Source organism: Streptomyces sp. NPDC036815, assembly GCF_055609205.1.
Genome location: NZ_JBVJPW010000015.1, coordinates 21115 through 43942 on the forward strand (window position 1 = coordinate 21115; position 22828 = coordinate 43942).

Below are 22828 nucleotides of genomic sequence, written 5' to 3' on the forward strand. Positions count from 1 at the left end.
TCACCGTGCTCGGTTCCTGTCCTTCTCGTCAGTGACGGTCTCGTCGGTCTCGGTCTCGTCGGCCTCGCCTGCCGTGGGGATGACGGCCTTGTCCACGAGGCGGTCGGCGTTCTTCGTGCCGTCGCCCCCGAAGCAGAGCCGGAAGTGCGTCACGGCGGTGAAGAGTTCGCCGCTCGCGCGGTAGTACGCGCAGTCGGCGGCCGGGGGCGGCGGGGTCGGGGCGCGCTCGGCCGGCGGGTCGGCGACGCTCCGGTCCGGCAGCACGCGCTCCGCGTCGGCGCGGCTCTCGCCGACGCGCAGGCGCGCGTAGTCGGCGGGGGTGAGGACGGAGTGCCGGCGCGAGTACGCGTACCAGGCGAAGGTTCCCCCGACGAGCAGCGCACCCGTGGTGACGGCGGCGCCGAACGCCAGGACCGTGCGGCGCCGGGCGTACGCGATGCGGGTCCCGGCGGGCGCGGGCGGCACGGGGGCGGTTCGCCGGTCCGGGAGGCGGGCCGTGACCCGGAAGCCGTGACCGTGGGGGCCCGCGTCGAGGGTGCCGCCCAGGTCCGTGACGTGGTCGCGCAGGGCGCGCAGGCCCGAGCCGCCGCCGGACGCGGGCGCGGGCGGCACCGAGCCGGGCGGCGCCCCCTCTGACGGGAGGGGGCGTGAAGCCTCCTTGCGGGGGCGCCCGTTGGTGACCGTGACCGTCGTCGCACGGTCCTCGCGCGTCACCGTCACGGCGACGTGGGCGCCCGGGGCGTGTCGTGCGGCGTTGGTGAGGGCTTCCCGGACGGTGCGGTGGACCGTGGCGCGGGTCGCGTCGCGGTGCGCCGCCTCGCCCTGTGTGCCGTGCCGGCGCTCGTCGTCGGTGTACGTGATGTCCAGGCCCGACTCCGCCGCGCGGGCCACGAGTGCGCCGACGCTCTCGCCCGCCGGGGCCAGCGGCGCCTGCTCGTCGCCGTCCTCGCGGAGCAGGCCGATGATCGCGTGCAGCCGGTCGGTGGCCTGTGAGGCGGCGGCACGCAGGTCGGCGGCGGCCTCGCGGTGCGGGTCCGGCAGGTCGGGGGCGACCTGGAGGGCGCCCGCCCGTACGGCGATCAGGCTCAGCTCGTGGCCCAGGGAGTCGTGCATGTCCTGGGCGATGCGGGCCCGTTCGCGCAGCCGGGCCCGGTCGGCGACGATGCGCTGCTCGCGCTCCAGCTGGTCGGCGCGGGCCCAGCCGGCGGCGGCCAGCTCGCGGCCCTGGCGCCAGTAGCGGCCCGCGAGCCACGGGAAGACCGCGCCGAACAGCAGGGTCCCCATGAGGACGAGCCACTCCACGGCCGGGTCGACGTCCCGTACCGCGATCTTGACGGTGCCCGCGAGGGCGATGCCCGCGAAGACGAGCAGCGCGGGGCGCGCGTGGGCCGCGCGGCGGCCCAGGAGCAGGGCGAGGAGGGCGAGGGCCGGGCCGTAAGCGAGGGTGAAGAGGGACGGGGCGGTGAGGAGGCCGAGGGCGGCCGCGAGGACGAAGGCGAGGAGGGGGCGGGTGCGCCGGACGGTGGTGGCGGCCGCGAGGACGGCCAGGGCGGTGAGTTGCTGTGCGGCGGGGCGGGGTTCGTTCAGGCCGAGGCGGTTCACGGTCAGGACGGGTACGGACAGCGCCGCCCACAGCAGCACGCCCCTCGTACGTCTCCGCACCCCCGCGCCCACGCCCACTCCTCCGAGCGCCCCTCCCACTCGCACCACTCGCCTCACTCCCCCGTTCCGCCCATCCCACTGACGCTACGTGCCGTGCGGCCGCCGCCGCCTCTGCCGATCGTCAGGTCATCGCGAGGGGGCCGGACAGCGGCGGCCGGGAGCCGCCGGAGCGCCGCGTCCGGCGCGGCAGGCGGGTGTGTCACCCCGTAAAACCCCCGAAGGCAACCGCGCGGTTGTCCCGCGGCCCGGCGGGCCCGTGGCAGGATCGGATGTGCCATGACTGCGCCCACGAAGCCCATGCCGAACGGCCCCGCACCCGGCCCCGGCCCCGTCCCCAGCCCCTCTCACGGCTCTGCTCACGGTCCCGGTTCCGCTTCCGGAGACGTTCCCGAGTCCGCCGGTGAGGCCCTGCACACCCCCGTCATCGCGTGGTTCGACACGCACGCCCGTGATCTGCCGTGGCGTCGTGAGGACGCCGGGCCGTGGGGCGTGATGGTCAGTGAGTTCATGCTCCAGCAGACGCCGGTCAGCCGCGTCCTGCCCGTGTACGAACAGTGGCTGGCCCGCTGGCCCCGCCCCGCCGATCTCGCCAAGGAGGCGCCGGGCGAGGCCGTCCGCGCCTGGGGCCGGCTCGGCTATCCGCGCCGCGCCCTGCGGCTGCACGGCGCCGCCGTCGCCATAACGGAGCGGCACGGCGGCGACGTCCCCACCCAGCACGGCCAGTTGCTCGCGCTGCCCGGCATCGGGGAGTACACCGCGGCGGCCGTGGCGTCGTTCGCGTACGGGCAGCGGCACGCCGTGCTCGACACGAACGTGCGGCGCGTGTTCGCGCGGGCCGTGACCGGCGTGCAGTACCCGCCGAACGCGACGACCGCGGCCGAGCGCAAGCTCGCCCGCGCCCTGCTGCCGCAGGACGAGCACACCGCGTCCCGCTGGGCGGCCGCCTCGATGGAGCTCGGCGCCCTGGTCTGCACCGCCAAGAACGAGAACTGCGCGCAGTGCCCGATCGCCGCGCAGTGCGCCTGGCGCACGGCGGGCAAGCCCGCGCACGAGGGGCCCGCCCGCCGCGGTCAGACGTACGCGGGGACGGACCGGCAGGTGCGGGGCAAGCTGCTCGCCGTGCTGCGCGAGGCCGTGGAGCCCGTGCCGCAGGCCACGCTCGACCGGGTGTGGGGTGAGCCCGTGCAGCGGGCCCGCGCGCTGGACGGGCTCGTCGCGGACGGTCTGGTGGAGCCGATGGCGGACGGTCTGTACCGGCTGCCGCTGACCTGACGGTCCGCCGTCGCTCGCCTCCGACCGCGCGGCCGGGCCGCCTTCGACCGCACGGCCGAGGCGCCGGGGACCCTGGAAAACGCAGGTATCCACCGGAGTGCGACGGCTGTTACACAACCGACGTACAGCCGTGCGCCCGCCGCTGGCTGCTCCGCACAACCTCGTGACAACGCCTCCGTAACTTCATACCCGTACCGCGGAGCAGGGACAGCGGTCGGCAATGGGGATGGAACGGAGGCGGTTTGGTATGGCGCACGGCGAGGTGCTCGAGTTCGAAGAGTACGTCCGCACTCGGCAGGATGCCCTGCTGCGCAGTGCCCGGCGCCTGGTCCCGGACCCCGTGGACGCCCAGGACCTGCTGCAGACCGCGCTCGTGCGGACGTACGGACGCTGGGACGGCATAGCCGACAAGCGGCTCGCGGACGCCTATCTGCGCCGCGTCATGATCAACACGCGTACGGAGTGGTGGCGGGCCCGCAAGCTGGAGGAAGTGCCCACCGAGCAGCTGCCCGACGCGAGCGTGGAAGACTCCACCGAGCAGCACGCGGACCGCGCGCTGCTGATGGACATCATGAAGGTGCTCGCTCCCAAGCAACGCAGCGTCGTCGTGCTGCGACACTGGGAGCAGATGTCCACAGAGGAGACGGCCGCCGCCCTCGGCATGTCGGCCGGAACGGTCAAGAGCACGCTGCACCGGGCGCTCGCCCGGCTCCGCCAGGAGCTGGAGAGCCGCGACCTGGACGCCCGCGCGCTCGAACGTGAGGAGCGGGAGAGTTGCGCGGCCTAGGCCCTCGGGTCAGACGAAGCGCCCAGGCGGCGACCGCGGCGACGGCTGCGGTCGCCGCCCTCGGCCTTTTGCTCTCCGCCTGCGCGACGGGTGGCTCCGGCGCGCGCGACGAGGGCCCGGCCGGCAGCGAGCCCGTGGTGTCCACGGCCCCCTCCCCCTCGCCTTCCGCCTCCGTGCCGGCGAAGAAGATCGACGCGGTGCGGCTCGTCAAGGAGGACCCGAAGGTCAGCCCGGCGATCAAGCGTGATCTGAAGCCGTGCGTGGGGAAGGCGTACCCGGTCGACGTGTCGTACGGGAACCTGACCGGAGGATCGGCCTCCGATGTCGTCGTGAATGTGCTGACCTGCGGTGACGCGGTGGGCATCGGCAGTTACGTGTATCGCGCTCAGGGCGATGAGTACAAGAATGTCTTCAAGGCCGAGGAGCCCGCCTCCGTCTACGCCGAGATCGACCGGGGCGAGCTGGTCGTGACGCAGCAGCTGTACGAGTCGGGCGATTCGGTGGCCTATCCCTCCGGCGAGGAAGTGATCACCTACCGGTGGTCGTCGAACCGCTTCACGGAGTCGGGGCGTACGCGCAACGACTTCGGCAATGCGGTGGGTGGCGAGCCGACCGAGCCGTCCGCGGACTGACGGACGGCCGACGCCCGACCGCCCGCCGCACCGCACCGCACGCCGTACCGAAAAGGACTGAGAGCACCCGATGGCAGAGCAGACCCACGTCCTGTTCGTCGAGGACGACGACGTCATCCGCGAGGCCACCCAGCTCGCTCTGGAGCGCGACGGCTTCGCGGTGACCGCGATGCCCGACGGCCTCGCGGGCCTGGCGGCGTTCCGCGCCGACCAGCCGGACATCGCGCTGCTCGACGTGATGGTGCCGGGCCTGGACGGGGTCTCGCTCTGCCGCCGCATCCGCGACGAGTCGACGGTCCCGGTGATCATGCTCTCGGCGCGTGCCGACTCCATCGACGTCGTGCTCGGCCTGGAAGCGGGCGCCGACGACTACGTGACCAAGCCGTTCGACGGCGCCGTCCTGGTCGCCCGCATCCGTGCCGTCCTGCGCCGCTTCGGCCACGCCAGCGGCCCCGGCTCCACGGGGTCCGGTCACGAGGACGGCGCCGACACGGACGGCGGGGTGCTGCACTTCGGCGACCTGGAGATCGACACGGTCGGCATGGAGGTGCGCAAAGGCGGTGCGCCGGTGGCGCTGACGCCGACCGAGATGCGCCTGCTGCTGGAATTCTCGTCCGCGCCCGGCACGGTCCTCTCCCGCGACAAGCTCCTGGAGCGCGTGTGGGACTACGGCTGGGGCGGCGACACCCGTGTCGTCGACGTCCACGTGCAGCGGTTGCGCACGAAGGTGGGCCAGGACCGCATCGAGACGGTCCGTGGCTTCGGCTACAAGCTCAAGGCGTGAACGGACGCGTGGCACTCAGGGGACGACGCGGGGGACGGCGCATATGAACGGGGGGCGCAGGGCGGTCGAGCGCATCCGCGAGAGGTTCGGGTCCGGGTCCGGGCTCGGCCCGCGTACGGGTCTCGGCCCGCGTACGAGGCTGGGCCTGCGCACGGGGGTGAGCCTGCGCACGGGCGTGCGCTGGAAGATCGCCGCGGCGATCGCGCTGGTCGGAGCCCTGGTCGCGATCGCGCTGAGCCTGGTCGTGCACAACGCCGCGCGGGTCTCGATGCTCGACAACTCGCGTGACGTCCAGGACGAGCGCATCCAGATCGCCCTGCGGCTCTACTCCTCCCCGTCCCAGCGGCACTCCCGGCCGCTCGATACGAAGGTCGACGATCCCGAGCTGCCGCAGGAGCTGCGGCAGAAGGTCCTCAAGGGCCGCCGCGCCACCTTCGTCGAGGAGAAGCCCGACGGCACGCCCGACATCTGGGCCGCCGTACCGCTCGCCGACGGGCATGTCCTCTCCCTGCACTCCCGTTTCACCGACCGCAGCGCCACCGTCATGAAGGACCTCGACCAGGCCCTGCTCATCGGCTCGATCGCGGTCGTCTTCGGCGGCTGCGCGCTCGGCGTGCTGATCGGCGGCCAGCTGTCGCGGCGCCTGCGCAAGGCGGCCACGGCGGCGAGCGAGGTCGCCCAGGGCCGGACGGACGTGAGTGTCAGCGAAGCCATCGGCGGTGTCGTGAAGGACGAGACCGACGACGTGGCGCGCGCCGTGGACGCCATGGCCGACGCGCTCAAGCAGCGTCTGGAGGCCGAGCGCCGGGTGACCGCGGACATCGCGCACGAGCTGCGCACGCCGGTGACCGGGTTGCTGACGGCCGCCGAGCTGCTGCCGCCCGGCCGTCCGACCGAGCTGGTCAGGGACCGGGCGCAGGCGATGCGGACGCTCGTCGAGGACGTGCTCGAAGTGGCGCGGCTGGACTCCGCGGCCGAGCGGGCCGAGCTGCAGGACATCACGCTCGGCGAGTTCGTGTCCCGGCGCATGGCGATCCTGACCGCCGACATCACGGTGACGGTCGTGCACGAGTCGGAGGTCACCACCGACCCGCGCCGTCTGGAGCGCATCCTCGGCAACCTGGTCGCCAACGCCGCCAAGCACGGCAAGCCGCCCATCGAGGTCAGCGTCGAGGGCCGGGTGGTCCGGGTGCGCGACCACGGCCCCGGTTTCCCCGAGGCGCTCCTGGACGAGGGGCCGAGCCGCTTCCGTACGGGCAGCACGGACCGGGCGGGGCACGGGCACGGCCTCGGTCTGACGATCGCGGCGGGCCAGGCGCGGGTACTCGGCGCGCGGCTCACCTTCCGCAACGTACGACCGGCGGGTGCGGCGCCCGACGAGCCCTCCGAGGGCGCGGTGGCCGTGCTGTGGCTGCCGGAGCACGCGCCCACGAACACGGGCAGCTATCCGGTGCTCAAGCTGCCGGACAGCTTCTGAAAGCCTGTCTTCGCCCCCTCGCCTGCGGTACGTCCCCGTACCGCCCACGACAACGGCCCCCGGCGCGCGACGCGCCGGGGGCCGTTGTCCGCCGGGGCGGGGCAGGGGGTCAGACGGGCTCCACGACCGTCTTGCCCGCTGCCCGCGCGGAGTCCCCTGCCGCGTTCCCGGCCGTCTCGCCGGGGCCCTTGTCCGCGGTCTTGTCCGCGGGTCCCGAGCCGCGCAGCGGGATCTCCTTCACGAAGAAGGAGGCGAGCAGCGCCACGACGCTGATGACGGCGCCCAGCAGGAAGGCCGAGTGCGTACCGGCGGACACCGCGTGCTGGTAGGCGTCCACGACGGGTGCCGGCAGCTTGGCGAGGCTCGCCGCGTCCAGCTGCGCCGACGTCTCGGTGACCTTGCCGCCGAGGGCTCCGGCGCGGTCGGCCATCACGTCGTGGACGCGGTTGTTGAAGAGCGCGCCCATGATCGCGACACCGAAGGAGGAGCCGAGCGTGCGGAAGAGCGTGGCCGAGGACGAGGCGACGCCCATGTCCTTCATCTCGACGCTGTTCTGCGCGACCAGCATGGTGATCTGCATCAGGAAGCCCATGCCGGCGCCGAGCACGGCCATGTAGAGGCCCGAGGTGAGGCGCGAGGTGCCGGTGTCCATCTGCGACAGCAGGAAGAAGCCGGTGACCATCAGGACGGTGCCGACGATCGGGAAGACCCGGTACTTGCCGGTGGCGGTGGTGACCCGGCCCGCGACCATCGAGACGGCCATCATCGAGAGCAGCATCGGCAGGAGCAGCAGACCGGAGTTGGTCGCCGAGGCCCCCTGCACCGACTGCTGGTAGAGCGGCAGGAAGAGCATCGCGCCGAACATCACGAAGCCGGTGATGAAGCCGATCACGGCCATCAGCGAGAAGTTGCGGCTGTGGAAGATGTGCAGCGGCAGAATCGGTTCGGCAGCCTTCTTCTGTACGAAGAGGAAGCCGACGAGCGAGGCGACGCCGATGCCGATGAGCTCCATGATCACGGCCGAGTCCCAGGCGTACTCCGAGCCGCCCCACGTGGTGACCAGCACGAGCGCGCTGATGCCCACGGTGAGCAGGGCCGCGCCGAGGTAGTCGATGCGTCCCTGCGCCTTCTTCTTCGGCAGGTGCAGGACGGAGGTCACCATGGCGAGGGCGACGGCGCCGAGCGGCAGGTTGATGTAGAAGGCCCAGCGCCAGCCGAGGTGGTCGGTGATGGAGCCGCCGACCAGCGGGCCGCCGATCATCGCGACCGCCATGACGCCGGTCATCATGCCCATGTACTTGCCGCGGTCCCGCGGCGGCACCAGGTCACCGATGATCGCCATGACGCCGACCATCAGTCCGCCCGCGCCGAGCCCCTGGATCGCGCGGAAGCCGATGAGCTGTCCCATGCCCTGCGCCATGCCGCTGAGCACGGATCCTGCGAGGAAGATGACGATGGCGGTGAGGAAGGAGCCCTTGCGCCCGTACATGTCGCCGATCTTGCCCCAGATGGGGGTGGAGGCGGCGGTGGCCAGGGTGTAGGCGGTCACGACCCACGACAGGTGTTCCATGCCGCCGAGGTCGCCGACGATGGTCGGCATCGCGGGGCCCACGATCATGTTGTCGAGCATCGCGAGCAGCATCGTGATCATCAGGGCCATCAGCACGACGCGCACGCTGCGCGGCTGTGGCTCGGCCTTCACCGGAGCCCCCGGCTTCCCCTTGGTCTTCTCTGACATGTTCCCCACTCCCCGTACTCCCCGCACAGTTCCGGACCTCCGGGACCCCTGGCACTTACTTGCCGCCCGGCTAGCTGTCTACACTGAGGGAAGGTAGACCCGTAACTAGCCGGGCGTCAAGTAAGTTCAACGGAAGTTCAGTGGAGTCGAGGAGCAACCCGATGGGCACGGGCACGGGCACAGGCACGGGCAAGCAGCAGCGCCGCGGGAACACCCGCCAGCGCATCCAGGACGTGGCCCTCGAACTCTTCGCCGAGCAGGGGTACGAGAAGACGTCCCTGCGGGAGATCTCGGAGCGCCTGGAGGTCACGAAGGCGGCGCTGTACTACCACTTCAAGACCAAGGAAGACATCCTGACCAGCATCTTCGATGACCTCACGAGGCCCATCGACGAGCTGATCGCCTGGGGCCACGAGCAGCCGCGGCCGGTCTCCCTGGAGGTCAAGCAGCAGACCCTGCGCCGCTACAGCGCGATCCTCGTCGACGCGGCACCGCTCTTCCGCTTCATGCAGGAGAACCAGGCCACGATGCGCGACCTGAAGACGGGCGAGAGCTTCAAGGACCGCATGCTCGGGCTCTACGAGATCCTCAAGGACCCGGACGCCCCGATGGCCGACCAGGTGCGCTGCTTCAGCGCGCTCTTCACCATGCACGGCGGGATGTTCGTGCTCAAGGACGCCGAAGGCGACCCCGAGGAGAAGCGCAAGGCCATCCTGGAGGTCGCCATCGATCTGGTGACGCGGGCGCACACCGGCGCCTAGTCCGCCGCTGGGGTCAGACCTTCACGCCCACCGAGTGGAGGAAGGCGACCGGGTCGACGGCCGTGCCGTAGTTCGGGGTCGTGCGGATCTCGAAGTGCAGGTGCGGGCCGCTGGAGTTGCCGGTGTTGCCGGAGGCGGCGATGTGCTGGCCGGTGCCGACGTTCTGGCCGACCCGGACGTCGATCTTCGAGAGGTGCGCGTACTGCGAGAACGTGCCGTTGCTGTGCTTGATCACGACGGCGTTGCCGTACGCGGGGCCGTCACCGGCGCCGTTCGGGCCGGCCTTGACGACGGTGCCGCCGTGCACGGAGGAGACCGGGGTGCCGACCGGCACGGCGAAGTCCTGGCCGGAGTGCTTGTGGGACCACATGCTGCCGCCGAGGCCGAAGCTCGCGGAGAGCGTGTAGTTCTTGACCGGGTCGATCCAGGCGGCGGCCTGCGCGGCCGCGGCCTTCTTGGCGTCGGCGGCCTTCTTCGCCTGGGCGTCGGCCTTCTTGGCCTGCGCGTCGGCCTGCGCCTTGACCGGGTTCACGGTGACGCCGGGCAGCGCGCCGCCGCTCTTCGTCTCCCCTGCGGCGACCGAGACCCCACCGCCGAGGACCGCCGACGCTCCGATGCCGAGGGCGAGCACGGCCACACGGGCGCCGAGGAACGAGGAGCCGGGGCGGGGAGACTGGGTGCGCTTGAGCATGAGGATGTCCTCCGGGGTGTACGACGGCGACGCCTGACGCGACGACCGAGGGGGGCATGAACGGACCCGGCGGGCGGAAGGGGGCGGGTGGGTCACCCACGGCCCCGTGGACCGCGCTTCGCCGGGTCGGCCATCCCTTGGTAACCCCCGCCCCCACGGATGCTCAAACCCCCCTTCTACTACCCGAAGCAGTAGAAGTCCGGCAGCATTTAGTCCCCTTGAGACGTCGAAATCCGGACAATTCCTCCTTGGCCCGATAGCGGCATGTTCGGCCGTAGCGCCGGTTTAACCGCACGTCGGGCGGACCCCGGACTCCGCACCCCACCGGGTACGGGCCGCCCCCGCCGGGACGCGACGTAAGTCCCGGGACCCGCGGGCCGAAGGTCCCGAGCGCGCGTCCCCCGGCGTCGACTATTCCGGCTAGTACGTGACGTAGGTCCTGTGCGCCATGTCACCGGCTCACGGGATCCGCCCCGCCGCGAATGTGACCGGGGCTACGCTCACGCCCATGGATCCCGCGGTCATCGGCACCCGCCTGGCGTCCGGCGCCATCACCCCGTTGATCAAGAGGCTGTTCGTGCGGGAGGGGCCGGGGGCGGGGCTGGTGGAGAAGCCGGTCCGGCTGTCGGCGCTGGTGTCGTTCAAGGGCGAGAAGCGCACGCTCGGCAAGCGGGACGTGCGCCGTCTCGCGGAGCGGCTTGTGGGGCAGTCCCTCGCCTCCCCCGGTGAGCGCGCCTTCCCGCCGGACGAGGACGAGGCGGTCATCGACGCCCTGGCCCGGGTCCTGCTCGCGCTCGGCGACCTGGACATGGACGACGTCCAGGCGGTCCGCCTCGGCCACCGGAAGCTGGCCCGCGACCTCCTGCGCGCCGCGGGCTCACCCCTCGCCGCCGGGCTGTCCCAGGACGCCGCCCGCTACCTCGACTCGGTCACCGAGTGGGCCTGCCTGCACATCCTGCAGTTCTTCACCCAGCGGTCCACGTTCGTGGCGGCGACCCTGGTCGCGCAGGGCCGGGGCCAGGACGAACTGATCGCGAAGGTCGACGAGTTGATCGCCCGCAGGCCGACCGCGGGTGCGGAGGACCTCGCCTTCGAGCGGCGCTACCTCTCGTACGTCGCGAAGAAGCACAGCAAGCTGACGATCTTCGGCATCGATCTGGCGGGCTCGCCGGGGAAGTGGCCGCTGGACGCGGCGTACATGTCGCTGGAGGCGGAGGCGCCGGGAGGCGGGGAGACGATCCGCTTCGACTCCGCGGGACAGGTGGAGGTCGCCGAGCGCACGCCCCCGCTCCCCGCGGACCAGGCCCTCGCCTCCCACGACCGGGTCCTCCTGCGGGGCGAGGCGGGCTCCGGCAAGACCACGCTCGTGCAGTGGCTGGCGGTGAGCGCGACCCGCCGCGACGTCACCGACCCCTCCGCCCCGCCCCTGCCCATGGCCTACCTGGCCGACCGCGTCCCCTACGTACTCCCCCTGCGCACCCTCACCCGCCACGGCGAGCGGCTGCCCGCGCCTGCGGACTTCCTCGCCGCCGTCGGCTGTCCGCTGGCGGGCACCCAGCCCCGCGGGTGGGAGGCGCGGGTCCTGACGGCGGGCCGCGCCCTCGTCCTGATCGACGGCATCGACGAAGTCCCGGACGCCGAACGCGAGCGGACCCGGGCCTGGCTGAGCGACCTCATCGACGCGTTCCCCGGCAACCGGTGGCTGGTGACGTCGCGCCCTTCGGCCGTACGGGGGGACTGGCTCACCGAGGAGGGCTTCACGGAACTGACGCTCTCCGCGATGCGGAAGGCGGAGGTGGCGGCGTTCATCGAGCGGTGGCACACGGCGGCGGCCACCGGGGTCCCGGAGGAGGACGCCGCGCTCGCCGGGTACGAGGCGCAGCTCCTGGAGGCGGTCCGCTCGAAGCCGGATCTGGGACGGCTGGCCACCAACCCCCTCCTGTGCGGCCTGATCTGCGCGCTGCACAGGGACCGGCGGGGCTTCCTGCCGCTGGGCCGCAAGGACCTCTACACGGCGGCCCTCTCCATGCTGCTCGTACGCCGGGACAGGGAACGCCATATGGCGGTGCCGGAGTTGCGGGAGGAGCCGCAGGTGCAGCTCCTGCAGCGGCTCGCGTACTGGATGATCCGCAACGGCCGTACGGTGATGGACCGTTCGCGGGCGGAGTCCATCATCGCGCACGCGCTCCCCGCGGTGCCGGAGCTCGCCCCGCTCGGGGACGCGGGGGCGGTCTACACCCATTTCCTGCAGCGCAGCGGCCTGCTCCGCGAACCGGGCCCGGACACGGTCGACTTCGTCCACCGCACGTTTCAGGACTTCCTGGGGGCGCGGGCGGCGGTCGACGAGGGCGACTTCGGAGTCCTGGCCCGGCATGCGGCGGACGACCAGTGGGAGGACGTCATCCGCATGGCGGTGGCGCAGGCGCGGCCGCGCGAACGGGCGGAGATCCTGGGCGACTTGCTCGCGCACGGGGACCGTCACCCGCAGGAGCGGGCCCGCAGGCGAATCCATCTCCTGGCGGCGGCCTGTCTGGAACATGCGGCGGAGCTGGCGCCCGCGGTGCGGGAGGAGGTGGAGCGGCGGACGGCGGCGCTGATCCCGCCGCATGACGTGACGGACGCGAAGGCGCTGGCGAAGGTCGGTCCGATGGTGCTCGACCTGCTGCCGGGCCCGGACGGCCTGACCGACGACGAGGCCACGCACGTGACGATCACCGGGACGCGCGTGGACTCCGACGCGGCGATCCCCTTCCTCACCCGGTTCGCCCGGCACCGGAGTCTCGGGGTCCGCAGCCAGCTGATGTGGGGGTGGCAACGGTACGACCGCCGTGCGTACGCCGAGCAGATCATCGCCCGGCTCGACGGCACCGACATGCACTTCACCCTGCGCACCGACGAGCACATCGCCGAGCTCGAACGGCTGGGCCTGCGCCCGCGGAGACTGGACATCAGGCCGGGAGTCACCCCCGAGGTCGCCTCCCGCTTCATAGCGGCCTGCGCGCCCACCTTCCTCCTGCTCAACAGGTTCCCGCCGGCCCTGCTGACAGCGGAGGCCCTGAGCGCCCTGGACCACCTCGACGGGCTCAGCGTCGTCGGCGCGTACGAGCCGTGGAGCCTGGCGCCGTTCCCCGCCGAGGCCCCCCTGCGGTTCCTCGGCCTCGTGGACTCCCGGGCCTCCCTCGCCGACCTGTACCTCGCGACCCGGTGGCCGACGCTGGAGCGGGTGACCTTCGGCGACGACGACCCGCTGTCCGCGACGGACTGGGAGGTGTTCGCCGCCCTCCCAGGACCCCTCGCCCTGCACCTGCCGGCGCACGCCCTCACGCTCGCCCCGTCGGACCTGGCCCTGCCCGGCCTGGTCGACCTGCAACTCGTCCCCGACCCGTCGTGGCCGGCGGCCGCCTCCCGCCTGTGCACGCTCGCACCGGGGCTCAAGCGTCTGTTCCTGCAGAAACCTCCCCAGGGCAGCCCCGACCGGCACGCCCCCCTCGATGTCTCCGCCCTGGCCCACCACCCGGCCCTGTCGGAACTGACGGTCCCCGCCGTGGCGGTAGGCCTGGACACCATGCCCACCCACATCGACGTACACGTCTACGGCCCCACCGCCGTCCGACGGCACTCCCCGCTCACCACGTAACTCCCCCTGAAAAAGCGCCCGTTGCCCTACCCTCAACACATGGTCGACCCCGCAGCCCTAGGTGCCCGACTCGCGTCCAGCGCCGTCGCGCCGCTCGTGAAGAAGCTCTTCGTGAAGGAGCAGCCCGGCGCGGGGCTCGTCGCCAAGCCCGTGCGGATCTCCGCGCTCGTGTCGTTCAAGGGCGAGAAGCGCGACGTCACCCCGAAGGACGTCGAGAAGGTCGCGGACGAGCTCGTCCGCAGGGCGTTGAAGGCGGCCGGGCCCGGCGAGCGGCCCGTGGAGGCCGTCGAGGCCGTGGCCGTCAGGAACGCTCTCGCGCTCTCGCTGAGCGCCCTCGGCACCCTCACCATCGACGACTTCGAAGCCGTCGCCCTCGGGCCCGAGGAATTCGCCCGCAAGCTGCGGGAGCGGGCCAGCATCTCGGTCTCCATCATCCGGCTCAGTGCCGACGCCGAGCTGTTCTACGAGCGGCTGCTGCACACCGCGTCCCTGCACATCCTGAACTTCTTCACGCAGCGCTCCACCTACATCGCCCGGCAGCAGACCGCGCAGAGCCAGCAGCTCGCGCGGCTCGTCAACGCCGTCGACGTGCTGCTCGAACGGCTGCCTTCGCAGTCGAGCGAGGACGCCGGGTTCGAGGCGCGGTACGCGGACTACATCGCGGAGCGGCACGGCACGCTCACCATCTACGGGCTCGACGTCTACGCCGGGACCAGCGAGTGGCCGCTGGACGCCGCCTATCTGAGCCTGGAGGCGACCCGGGAGCGGCCGGAGGAGGGCGGGGCCCGGGTCGCCGCCGAGCGGGTTCTCGCCCAGCACGACCACGTGCTGCTGCGCGGCGTCGCGGGGTCGGGGAAGACCACGCTCGTGCAGTGGCTCGCGGTCACGGCGGCCGACCGGACGTACGCGCACGGGCTGAGTCATCTCATCGGACGCGTGCCGTTCGTGCTGCCGATGCGGCGGATCGTGCGGCCGGGCGTCGAACTGCCCCTGCCGAGCGAGTTCCTGACGGCGGTCGGGTGCCTCGTCGCCGGGGAGCAGCCCGCGGGCTGGGTGGAGCGGGTGCTGCGGGCGCAGCGCGGCGTGCTGCTCGTCGACGGGATGGACGAGATCTCCGAGGACCGGCGTACGGCGGCCCGGCGGTGGCTGCGGGACCTCACGCGTACGTTCCCGGGCAATCTGTGGCTCGTCACGACGCGCCCCTCCGCCGTCCCGGACAAGTGGCTGGACGCGACCGGCTTCGCGGAGCTCACGCTCTCCCCGATGGCCCACGACGACGTCGCCACGTTCGTCCGGCGCTGGCACCACGCCGCCGGGGCCGACGAGCAGGTCGGCGCCGCCATGCTGCGCACGGTGCGCAAGGCCGCCGAACTGAACCGGCTCGCCACGAACCCGCTGATGTGCGGCATGCTCTGCGCCCTGCACCGGGACCGGCGCGGTTTCCTTCCGCAGGACAGGAAGTCGCTGTACCAGGCCGCCCTGACGATGCTCCTGGAGCGCCGGGACGTCGAGCGGGGACTCCACCCCTCGTACGACGCGCGCCTCTCCTTCGCCACCCAGGTGCATCTGCTCCAGAAGCTCGCGTGGTGGCTGATCCGCAACAGCCGTGCGGAGATGGACCGTTCGGACGCCGTGCACATCCTCGGTGACGCCGCGCCCTCGATGGGCCTCGACGGCGGCGGCGAGGACATCTACGACTCGCTGCTGCTGCGCTCGGGCCTGCTGCGCGAGCCCGCCGACGGCCGCGTGGACTTCCTGCACCGCACCTTCCAGGACTATCTGGGCTCCCGTCTCGCCGTGCAGGAGCTGGACTTCGACCTGCTCCTCGACCACGCGGACCGGGCGGAGTGGGAGGACGTCATCCTGCTGGCCGTCGCGCACGCGCGGCCGAGGGAGGCGGAGCAGATGCTGCGGCGCCTCATGGAGCGGGACACCGCGCGGGGCAGACTGCTCGCGGCGGCCTCGCTGCCCTACGCGGCGGAGGTGGCACCGGCGGTGCGGGAGATGGTGGAGGAGGGTCTGCGGGCCCTGGTGCCGCCGCAGTCGGAGCGCGAGGCCTTCGACCTGGCCGAGGTGGGCCGCGATCTGGCGCTCGACCTGCTGCCCGAGCCCGAGCAGGTCAACGGCGACCGCGCCTATCTGGTACCGCTGGTCGCCGCCAAGGTCGGCACCCCGGCCGCGCTGAACTACCTGACGTGCTTCCGCGGCCACCCGGACCACAAGGTCCAGCTGGTCCTCGCGGCGGCCTGGTCGGTCTTCGACCGCGAGCTCTACCTGCGGGAGGTCCTGACGCACCTCACCCGGCGGCCCATGGTCCCCGTGCACGGCCCCGAGGACCTCCGCGCGCTGCGTTCCATCGGCGGCTGGCCGAGCATCCAGGTCGTCGGCGCCTACCGTGTCGAGGACCTCGTCGAGCTCCTCGTGCCCGAGCAGCTCACCCGCATCGCCCTGGACGCGCCCCACCCCGTCGAAGGGCTCGGCTGGCTCTCCGGCTTCCCCCGCCTCGCCGAGGTCGAGGTGGAAACCGAGGTGAGCGTCACGGTCGCGCAGCAGATACCGCCGGGCGTACGGCTCAACTGCCCTGCCGCCACCGACACTTGACCTACGCTTGGCCTCTGAGGCAAGACCCGACTACGGCACGACCCGACCCAGGGACCCCGATGCCCATGGAGCCCGTAGTACGCACCCCTTCGGCCCTGTCCGCACCCCTCGTGCGACGGCTGTTCCGCGTCCCGCCCCGGCCTCCCAAGGGCCCCGACCTGATCGCCGCCATCGCCACCTGGCGGGGTCCCGACGCCCCGGCCGACCCGGACGAAGTGCACCGCACCGCCGCCGAGTTCATCCAGCTCGCCGCCGAGACGCACTCCACGCCCACCCGCGAGCTGCCCGAGGTGGCCGACGTCCTGACCCGCACGCTGCTCGCCGTCGGGGAGCTCGACCTCACCGACGCAGACGCCGTGCGCCTGGGCCCGCAGGACTACGCCCGGCGGCTGCGCGGCGCCGTCCAGGGCGCCGACCGGCGCCTGAGCCCCGGCGCCGCCTGGTTCCACGACGAACTGCTCGTCGCCGTCTGCCTGCACGTCCTGCACCACCTCGTGCGCCGCTCCCCGTACATCCAGCGGCACCTGGCCGAGCGCGCCAGCCGCATCCGGCAGCTCGTCGACCTGAGCGACGCCGAGGCGGCCGCGGCGGTCCGCCGGCCCGAACCCTCCCGGGAGGACGCCGACTTCGAGGCCGCGTACGCGCAAGAAGTCGTGCGCCAGCACGGCTGGCTGACCATCGTCGGCGTCGACTTCGCGAACGCGCCCGACCGCTGGCCCCTGGAGGACACCTACCTCAGCCTCCAGGCCGAGGAGAACACCGGCGGGCCGCCCGTGACGGGCGGGCAGCAGCGCACGGTGCTCCTCGCCGACCGGGCCCTGGAGGGCCACGAGCGGGTCCTGCTGCGCGGCGTCGCGGGCTCCGGCAAGACGACCCTCGTGCAGTGGCTCGCCGTGGCCGCCGCACACGAGGGCGCCCGGGTGCCCTTCGTCCTGCCGGTCCGCCGCTTCGCCCGCGAGGGTTTCCCCGCCCCGGACGACTTCCTGCGCGCCGTACGGCACCCGCTGGCGGACCAGGCGCCCGAGGGATGGGTCGTGCGCACGCTCCTCGCGGGCCGGGCCCTGCTCCTCGTGGACGGCATCGACGAGGCCCCCGAGGAGACCCGCGGCGCCCTGCGCGACCAGCTCCGCAGGCTCCTGCGCATCTTCTCCGGCACCGCCTGCCTGGTCACCTCGCGCCCCTCCGCCGTGGAGGACGGCTGGCTCTCCCAGGAGCGCCTCGCCGAGGAGGGCTTCACCGAACTGTCCCTGGCCCCCATGTCCCGCGACCAGGTCACCCGCTTCATCCGCGACTGGCACACCGCCGCGATGGGCGACGACCAGTACGGGGAGCAGCCGGACCGCGAGGACCTCAAGGAGTACGAACAGCGCCTCCTGCACTCCGTACGGATCTACCGCGAGCTGCGCCAGCTCGCCACCAACCCGCTGATGTGCGGGCTGATATGCGCCCTCAACCGCGACCGCTCCGGCTCGCTGCCCAAGGGCCGCAAGGAGCTCTATGACGCCGCCCTGGAGATGCTCCTGCAGCGCCGCGACCCCGAACGCGACGTGCTGTACGCGGACGACGTGCGCCTGCAGCAGGGCGCCCGCGAACTGCTCCTTCGCAAGCTCGCGCACGCCATGCTCGCGGAAGGGCTCTCGGAGCTGCCGCGCCGCCGCGTCGTCGAGGTCCTCGACAGGGCGCTGCCCGCCATACCGTCGGCCCGCGCCGCGGGCGACGGCGAGAAGATCTTCCGCCACCTGCTGCACCGCACCGGCCTGCTGCGCGAACAGGCGGGCGTCTCCGTCGACTTCATCCACCGGACCTTCCAGGACTACCTGGCCGCCAAGGAGATCGTGGCCCGCGGCCACCTGCACACCCTGGTGGACCACGCCCACCAGCCGGAGTGGGAGGAGGTCATCCGCATGGCCGCCGCCCACGCCCGCCCCGACGAGTGCGCCGGATTCCTGGAGCGCCTGCTCGCCGCCGCCCCCGGCCTGCGCAGGCCGCACGTCAACCACCGGCGCCTGATGGCCGCCGCCTGCCTGGAACACGTCAGCGAGCTGGACCCGGCGATGCAGGAGCTCGTGCACCGGCGCACGAAGAACCTCCTGCGCCCCACCACCGAGCAGGGCGCCCGCAGCCTCGGCTGGGTGGGCCCCATCGTCCTGGAACAGCTGCCGGACCCCGAGCAGGTCCCCGGCGACCAGCAGGCGCTGCTCCTCGCCATCACCGCGACCCGCGTCCAGGACGACGCGGCGATCGACTACCTCGCCCGGCTGCGCACCCGCTCGTCGCTTGCCATCCGCACGGAACTGGCCCGCCCCTGGCGGCACTTCGACACCGAGCGGTACGCGCGCGAGATCATCGCCCACCTCGGTCCCGAGGGCCTGTACTTCCCCGTCTCCGACGCGGCCGAACTCGCGGCGCTACGGGGGCTCGGCGGGCGGCCGCGCATCCAGGTGGCCGGCATCATGCGCACCGACGAGCTCCTGTCCGGCCTGGTCCCCGACCGGCTCACGCACCTGTGGGTCAACGCCGAGCTGCCCGACCCGGACATGGCGTGGCTTGCGCACTTCCCCCACCTGCGGGTCCTGCGCGTCAACCCGCGCCTGCCGCGCGTACGGAACGTGCCGGAGGGCGTCACGATCACGGCCTGAGTGCCACGCCACCGCCTGCGCCCTGCGCGCAAAAAGGGGCTGCCCCGGAACCGTACGGAACGGTTCCGGAGCAGCCCCAGTGAAGCGTGCCCTGAGAGGCTAGGCGTCCTTGCTCAGGTTCGGGCCCGCACCGCCACCGGCGGCCGACTCGATCGGCGGCACGTCGGGCAGCGCCGCCTTCTCCTCGCCACGGAAGGTGAACGTGGCGGTCTCGCCCTCGCCCTCCGTGTCGACGACCACGATGTGGCCGGGGCGCAGCTCGCCGAAGAGGATCTTCTCGGAGAGGGTGTCCTCGACCTCGCGCTGGATCGTGCGCCGCAGCGGACGCGCGCCGAGCACCGGGTCGTAGCCCTTCTTCGAGAGCAGCTCCTTCGCGGACGCGGAGAGCTCGATGCCCATGTCCCGGTCCTTCAGGCGCTCGTCCACCTTGGTGATCATCAGGTCGACGATCTGGAGGATGTCGTCCTGGCTGAGCTGCGGGAAGACGACGACGTCGTCCACGCGGTTCAGGAACTCCGGGCGGAAGTGCTGCTTCAGCTCGTCGCTAACCTTGTTCTTCATCCGCTCGTAGTTGGACTTCGTGTCGCCCTGGGCCGCGAAGCCGAGGTTGAAGCCCTTCGAGATGTCCCGGGTGCCGAGGTTGGTCGTCATGATGATGACCGTGTTCTTGAAGTCGACGACCCGGCCCTGGGAGTCGGTCAGGCGACCGTCCTCCAGGATCTGCAGGAGCGAGTTGAAGATGTCCGGGTGGGCCTTCTCGACCTCGTCGAACAGGACGACGGAGAACGGCTTGCGGCGGACCTTCTCGGTCAGCTGGCCGCCCTCTTCGTAGCCCACGTAACCGGGGGGCGAACCGAAGAGGCGCGAGACCGTGTGCTTCTCGCTGAACTCCGACATGTCGAGGGAGATCAGCGCGTCCTCGTCGCCGAAGAGGAACTCGGCGAGCGCCTTGGAGAGCTCGGTCTTACCGACACCGGACGGGCCCGCGAAGATGAACGAGCCGCCGGGGCGCTTCGGGTCCTTCAGACCCGCACGCGTACGCCGGATCGCCTTCGAGAGCGCCTTGACGGCGTCCTTCTGGCCGATGACGCGCTTGTGGAGCTCGTCCTCCATGCGCAGCAGGCGGCTCGACTCCTCCTCGGTCAGCTTGAAGACCGGGATGCCCGTCGCCGTGGCGAGGACCTCGGCGATGAGCTCGCCGTCGACCTCGGCGACGACGTCCATGTCGCCGGCCTTCCACTCCTTCTCGCGCTTGGCCTTGGCGGCCAGGAGCTGCTTCTCCTTGTCGCGCAGGGAAGCGGCCTTCTCGAAGTCCTGCGAGTCGATCGCGGACTCCTTGTCGCGGCGGACGCCCGCGATCTTCTCGTCGAACTCGCGGAGGTCCGGCGGCGCGGTCATCCGGCGGATGCGCATCCGGGAACCGGCCTCGTCGATCAGGTCGATCGCCTTGTCCGGCAGGAAGCGGTCCGAGATGTACCGGTCGGCCAGGGTGGCGGCCTGCACGAGGGCCTCGTCGGTGATGGACACACGGTGGTGCGCCTCGTACCGGTCCCGGAGGCCCTTCAGGATCTCGATGGTGTGCGGCAGCGACGGCTCCGCGACCTGGATGGGCTGGAAGCGGCGCTCGAGGGCCGCGTCCTTCTCCAGGTGCTTGCGGTACTCGTCGAGCGTGGTCGCACCGATGGTCTGCAGCTCGCCGCGGGCCAGCATCGGCTTGAGGATGCTCGCGGCGTCGATCGCGCCCTCGGCGGCACCCGCACCCACCAGGGTGTGGAGCTCGTCGATGAACAGGATGATGTCGCCGCGGGTGCGGATCTCCTTGAGGACCTTCTTCAGGCGCTCCTCGAAGTCACCGCGGTAGCGCGAGCCGGCCACCAGCGCGCCGAGGTCGAGGGTGTAGAGGTGCTTGTCCTTGAGGGTCTCGGGCACCTCGCCCTTGACGATGGCCTGGGCGAGGCCCTCGACGACGGCGGTCTTGCCGACGCCGGGCTCACCGATCAGGACCGGGTTGTTCTTGGTGCGGCGGGACAGCACCTGCATGACCCGCTCGATCTCCTTCTCGCGCCCGATGACCGGGTCGAGCTTGGACTCACGAGCGGCCTGGGTGAGGTTCCGGCCGAACTGGTCGAGGACCAGGGACGTGGAGGGCGTGCCCTCGGCAGGACCGCCGGCGGTGGCGGTCTCCTTGCCCTGGTAGCCGGAGAGCAGCTGGATGACCTGCTGCCGCACCCGGTTGAGATCGGCGCCCAGCTTGACCAGGACCTGGGCCGCGACGCCCTCGCCCTCGCGGATCAGGCCGAGCAGGATGTGCTCCGTGCCGATGTAGTTGTGGCCCAGCTGAAGGGCCTCGCGGAGCGACAGCTCCAGGACCTTCTTGGCACGGGGGGTGAAGGGGATGTGCCCGGACGGGGCCTGCTGGCCCTGGCCGATGATCTCCTCCACCTGCTGGCGGACCGCCTCGAGCGAAATCCCGAGGCTCTCCAGGGCCTTAGCGGCGACACCCTCGCCCTCGTGGATCAAGCCCAGGAGGATGTGCTCGGTGCCGATGTAGTTGTGGTTGAGCATCCGGGCTTCTTCCTGAGCCAGGACGACAACCCGCCGCGCGCGGTCGGTGAACCTCTCGAACATCGTTAATCGCTCCTCAGAGCGGTCAGGCAGTAAGGGGTCGGTCCCCTCCCTGTCCTTCCGCAGCTTAGTCCCGCAAGCGGGGACCGCTCATTCCAACTGCCGACACCCGGCCCCCTTCACAGGGGAAGTCCTGACCTCGAACGCCGACAACTGCTCCAACCCGATGGTGCGAGACGATGTTCCCGCAGGCCAGGCAGTTACCCCCACCATCACTACGCCGATGGCGAACGTGACATGCCCCGGACTGCGTGTCGCCCCTTCCCACTAGGGATGTCTTACCCGTCGGGACCGACAGTCCATGCGGCGCGCCCCGGTTCCCTCAGCTACGGGCGAACACCCTTGCGCCGCGGAACACGCCCTTACGCCCCCTTTCCGGACACGTAACGCATTCGAGTCGCTACCTTCCGTAACCCTCGCGCGCTCACGGCTGTTGCTCGGACATGGCCCCCACAGTTCCTCAGCCCCGTGTACCGGTCGAGCAGAGCGACACGGTGCGGCAGTGGTACGAGAACGAGCTCGGCTGGGCGACCGCGCCCGGGCCCGGACCGGTGCGCCTCCTGACGGGACTGCGCTTCGACGTCCTGGAGCTGCCGGCGGAGGCGGGCTTCGCGGCGCTGCGCCACCTCGGACCGAGGGCTCCGGTGGCACTGCGCGGGGAGACGATGCGGCTCCTGGTGGGCGCGGGGAGCGCGGACGAACTGCCGGGGCTGCTCGACTGGCTGGAGTGGGGGGACATCCCCCTCGGCCTCACCGCGCTCGGGGTGGGCGGGCGGATGATCGCGCCCACGCCCCCGGGGTGGTCCGGCTCGCGGGGGGCCGCCGTGTGGCTGCGACCCCCGGAGCCCGGCTGTGAGGTGGAGCCGACGCTGCCCGCGCTTCCGTCCCTGCCCGCGATGGGCAGCGGCGGGACTGCGCTCCACAGCGACCCCGCCGTGGGCTCCGGTCTCGTGCGACTCGTGGACACGGCGGCAACACACTGTCACCGGGTCCGGTTGCGGCGTCGCAGCCGTCAGCCGTTGGCCTTCTCGTAAGCCTCGCGAATGGACGCGGGAACGCGGCCGCGGTCATTGACCTCGAAACCGTTCTCCTTTGCCCAGGCGCGGATCGCGGCGGTGTCCTGGCTCCCGCCGGACGCGGCGGCGCGCGCCTTGCCGCGACCGCTCGAACCGCGGCCTCCGGTGCGCCGACCTGCCTTGACGAAGTCCTCAAGGGCGCCACGGAGCTTGTCCGCGTTGGCCGTGGTGAGGTCGATCTCGTAGGACTTGCCGTCCAGCGCAAACGTCACGGTCTCGTCCGCCTCGCCACCGTCGAGGTCATCGACAAGAAGGACCTGAACCTTCTGTGCCACCGGATTTCCTTTCATCGATAACTGTGAGGCCGGTCCGCACGACGTACGCCGCCGATTCACCGGCCCCTGTTATATGCAGTACTGCAGTACGTCGGAAAGCAAACCGCTTTTGCCGGAAAAACACAAACCCCTGGGAGAGACCAGGCACCCCTAGGAGCCTGGAAACATGCG

The 22828-nt window shown here is 71.8% G+C and carries 15 protein-coding genes; 10 read left to right on the forward strand and 5 right to left on the reverse strand.

Annotated elements, in window-relative coordinates; genetic code table 11:
* Complete coding sequence (locus ACZ69I_RS26705) at positions 1-1674, reverse strand: sensor histidine kinase (RefSeq protein WP_470835129.1); 1674 nt, start codon at positions 1672-1674, stop codon at positions 1-3.
* A 264-nt stretch (positions 1675-1938) separates the two neighbouring features.
* Here ACZ69I_RS26705 and ACZ69I_RS26710 point away from each other — a divergent pair, with 264 nt between their 5' ends.
* From ACZ69I_RS26710 to cseC, 5 genes are all read left to right on the forward strand, one after another.
* On the forward strand, positions 1939-2934 hold the full coding sequence (locus ACZ69I_RS26710; protein ID WP_470835131.1) for an HhH-GPD family protein: 996 nt from the start codon (positions 1939-1941) through the stop codon (positions 2932-2934).
* Between the two features lie 247 nt (positions 2935-3181).
* Positions 3182-3721, forward strand: coding sequence for a SigE family RNA polymerase sigma factor (locus ACZ69I_RS26715; protein ID WP_055567865.1), 540 nt, complete (start codon positions 3182-3184; stop codon positions 3719-3721).
* Complete coding sequence (locus ACZ69I_RS26720) at positions 3709-4353, forward strand: hypothetical protein (RefSeq protein ID WP_470835132.1); 645 nt, start codon at positions 3709-3711, stop codon at positions 4351-4353. Before ACZ69I_RS26715 ends, ACZ69I_RS26720 begins: the two co-directional genes overlap by 13 nt.
* A 70-nt stretch (positions 4354-4423) precedes the next feature.
* Positions 4424-5137, forward strand: a complete 714-nt coding sequence (gene cseB, locus ACZ69I_RS26725; protein WP_470835134.1) for a two-component system response regulator CseB — start codon at positions 4424-4426, stop codon at positions 5135-5137.
* A 43-nt stretch (positions 5138-5180) separates the two neighbouring features.
* Positions 5181-6614, forward strand: a complete 1434-nt coding sequence (gene cseC / locus ACZ69I_RS26730) for a two-component system sensor histidine kinase CseC (protein WP_470835135.1) — start codon at positions 5181-5183, stop codon at positions 6612-6614.
* Between the two features lie 109 nt (positions 6615-6723).
* Here cseC and ACZ69I_RS26735 read toward each other — a convergent pair whose 3' ends face one another.
* Positions 6724-8352, reverse strand: a complete 1629-nt coding sequence (locus ACZ69I_RS26735) for an MDR family MFS transporter (protein WP_470835136.1) — start codon at positions 8350-8352, stop codon at positions 6724-6726.
* A gap of 161 nt (positions 8353-8513) precedes the next feature.
* Here ACZ69I_RS26735 and ACZ69I_RS26740 point away from each other — a divergent pair, with 161 nt between their 5' ends.
* Positions 8514-9113: a TetR/AcrR family transcriptional regulator gene (locus tag ACZ69I_RS26740; protein ID WP_470835137.1), complete on the forward strand. Its 600-nt coding sequence runs from the start codon at positions 8514-8516 to the stop codon at positions 9111-9113.
* A gap of 13 nt (positions 9114-9126) precedes the next feature.
* Here the strand turns inward: ACZ69I_RS26740 and ACZ69I_RS26745 are convergent, their stop codons facing one another.
* Positions 9127-9804, reverse strand: a complete 678-nt coding sequence (locus ACZ69I_RS26745) for a M23 family metallopeptidase (RefSeq protein WP_470835139.1) — start codon at positions 9802-9804, stop codon at positions 9127-9129.
* Between the two features lie 508 nt (positions 9805-10312).
* On the opposite strand from ACZ69I_RS26745, the gene ACZ69I_RS26750 reads away from it, so the two are divergent.
* The 3 genes from ACZ69I_RS26750 to ACZ69I_RS26760 all read left to right on the forward strand — a co-directional run bounded on the left by ACZ69I_RS26750 (position 10313) and on the right by ACZ69I_RS26760 (position 18681).
* The gene (locus ACZ69I_RS26750; protein ID WP_470835141.1) at positions 10313-13441 is read left to right on the forward strand and encodes an NACHT domain-containing protein; all 3129 of its coding nucleotides are present in this window, start codon (positions 10313-10315) and stop codon (positions 13439-13441) included.
* Between the two features lie 39 nt (positions 13442-13480).
* Positions 13481-16042 (forward strand): NACHT domain-containing protein, encoded by a 2562-nt coding sequence (locus ACZ69I_RS26755; protein ID WP_470835142.1) that lies wholly within the window; start codon positions 13481-13483, stop codon positions 16040-16042.
* Positions 16043-16107: 65 nt separating this feature from the next.
* Positions 16108-18681 carry an NACHT domain-containing protein gene (locus ACZ69I_RS26760; RefSeq protein ID WP_470835144.1) on the forward strand — a complete coding sequence of 858 codons (2574 nt, stop codon included), beginning with the start codon at positions 16108-16110 and terminating at the stop codon, positions 18679-18681.
* A gap of 99 nt (positions 18682-18780) precedes the next feature.
* On the opposite strand, the gene ACZ69I_RS26765 is transcribed toward ACZ69I_RS26760, so the two are convergent.
* Positions 18781-21309, reverse strand: a complete 2529-nt coding sequence (locus ACZ69I_RS26765) for an ATP-dependent Clp protease ATP-binding subunit (RefSeq protein ID WP_467673977.1) — start codon at positions 21307-21309, stop codon at positions 18781-18783.
* A gap of 440 nt (positions 21310-21749) precedes the next feature.
* Here ACZ69I_RS26765 and ACZ69I_RS26770 point away from each other — a divergent pair, with 440 nt between their 5' ends.
* Positions 21750-22340 (forward strand): SCO3374 family protein, encoded by a 591-nt coding sequence (locus ACZ69I_RS26770; protein ID WP_467673979.1) that lies wholly within the window; start codon positions 21750-21752, stop codon positions 22338-22340.
* Here ACZ69I_RS26770 and ACZ69I_RS26775 read toward each other — a convergent pair.
* Positions 22319-22657 carry a histone-like nucleoid-structuring protein Lsr2 gene (locus ACZ69I_RS26775; RefSeq protein WP_389722028.1) on the reverse strand — a complete coding sequence of 113 codons (339 nt, stop codon included), beginning with the start codon at positions 22655-22657 and terminating at the stop codon, positions 22319-22321. The genes ACZ69I_RS26770 and ACZ69I_RS26775 overlap by 22 nt on opposite strands.
* Positions 22658-22828: the final 171 nt, after the last annotated feature.

What these genes read in the sequence shown, in the direction of transcription:
- ACZ69I_RS26740 (WP_470835137.1), top strand. Translation starts at nt 8,514, where the DNA reads ATGGGCACGGGCACGGGCACAGGCACGGGCAAGCAGCAGCGCCGCGGG.
- ACZ69I_RS26765 (WP_467673977.1), bottom strand. Translation starts at nt 21,309, where the DNA reads ATGTTCGAGAGGTTCACCGACCGCGCGCGGCGGGTTGTCGTCCTGGCT.
- ACZ69I_RS26770 (WP_467673979.1), top strand. Translation starts at nt 21,750, where the DNA reads ATGGCCCCCACAGTTCCTCAGCCCCGTGTACCGGTCGAGCAGAGCGAC.
- ACZ69I_RS26750 (WP_470835141.1), top strand. Translation starts at nt 10,313, where the DNA reads ATGGATCCCGCGGTCATCGGCACCCGCCTGGCGTCCGGCGCCATCACC.
- cseC (WP_470835135.1), top strand. Translation starts at nt 5,181, where the DNA reads ATGAACGGGGGGCGCAGGGCGGTCGAGCGCATCCGCGAGAGGTTCGGG.
- ACZ69I_RS26760 (WP_470835144.1), top strand. Translation starts at nt 16,108, where the DNA reads ATGGAGCCCGTAGTACGCACCCCTTCGGCCCTGTCCGCACCCCTCGTG.
- ACZ69I_RS26710 (WP_470835131.1), top strand. Translation starts at nt 1,939, where the DNA reads ATGACTGCGCCCACGAAGCCCATGCCGAACGGCCCCGCACCCGGCCCC.
- ACZ69I_RS26745 (WP_470835139.1), bottom strand. Translation starts at nt 9,804, where the DNA reads ATGCTCAAGCGCACCCAGTCTCCCCGCCCCGGCTCCTCGTTCCTCGGC.
- ACZ69I_RS26715 (WP_055567865.1), top strand. Translation starts at nt 3,182, where the DNA reads ATGGCGCACGGCGAGGTGCTCGAGTTCGAAGAGTACGTCCGCACTCGG.
- ACZ69I_RS26735 (WP_470835136.1), bottom strand. Translation starts at nt 8,352, where the DNA reads ATGTCAGAGAAGACCAAGGGGAAGCCGGGGGCTCCGGTGAAGGCCGAG.
- ACZ69I_RS26755 (WP_470835142.1), top strand. Translation starts at nt 13,481, where the DNA reads ATGGTCGACCCCGCAGCCCTAGGTGCCCGACTCGCGTCCAGCGCCGTC.
- cseB (WP_470835134.1), top strand. Translation starts at nt 4,424, where the DNA reads ATGGCAGAGCAGACCCACGTCCTGTTCGTCGAGGACGACGACGTCATC.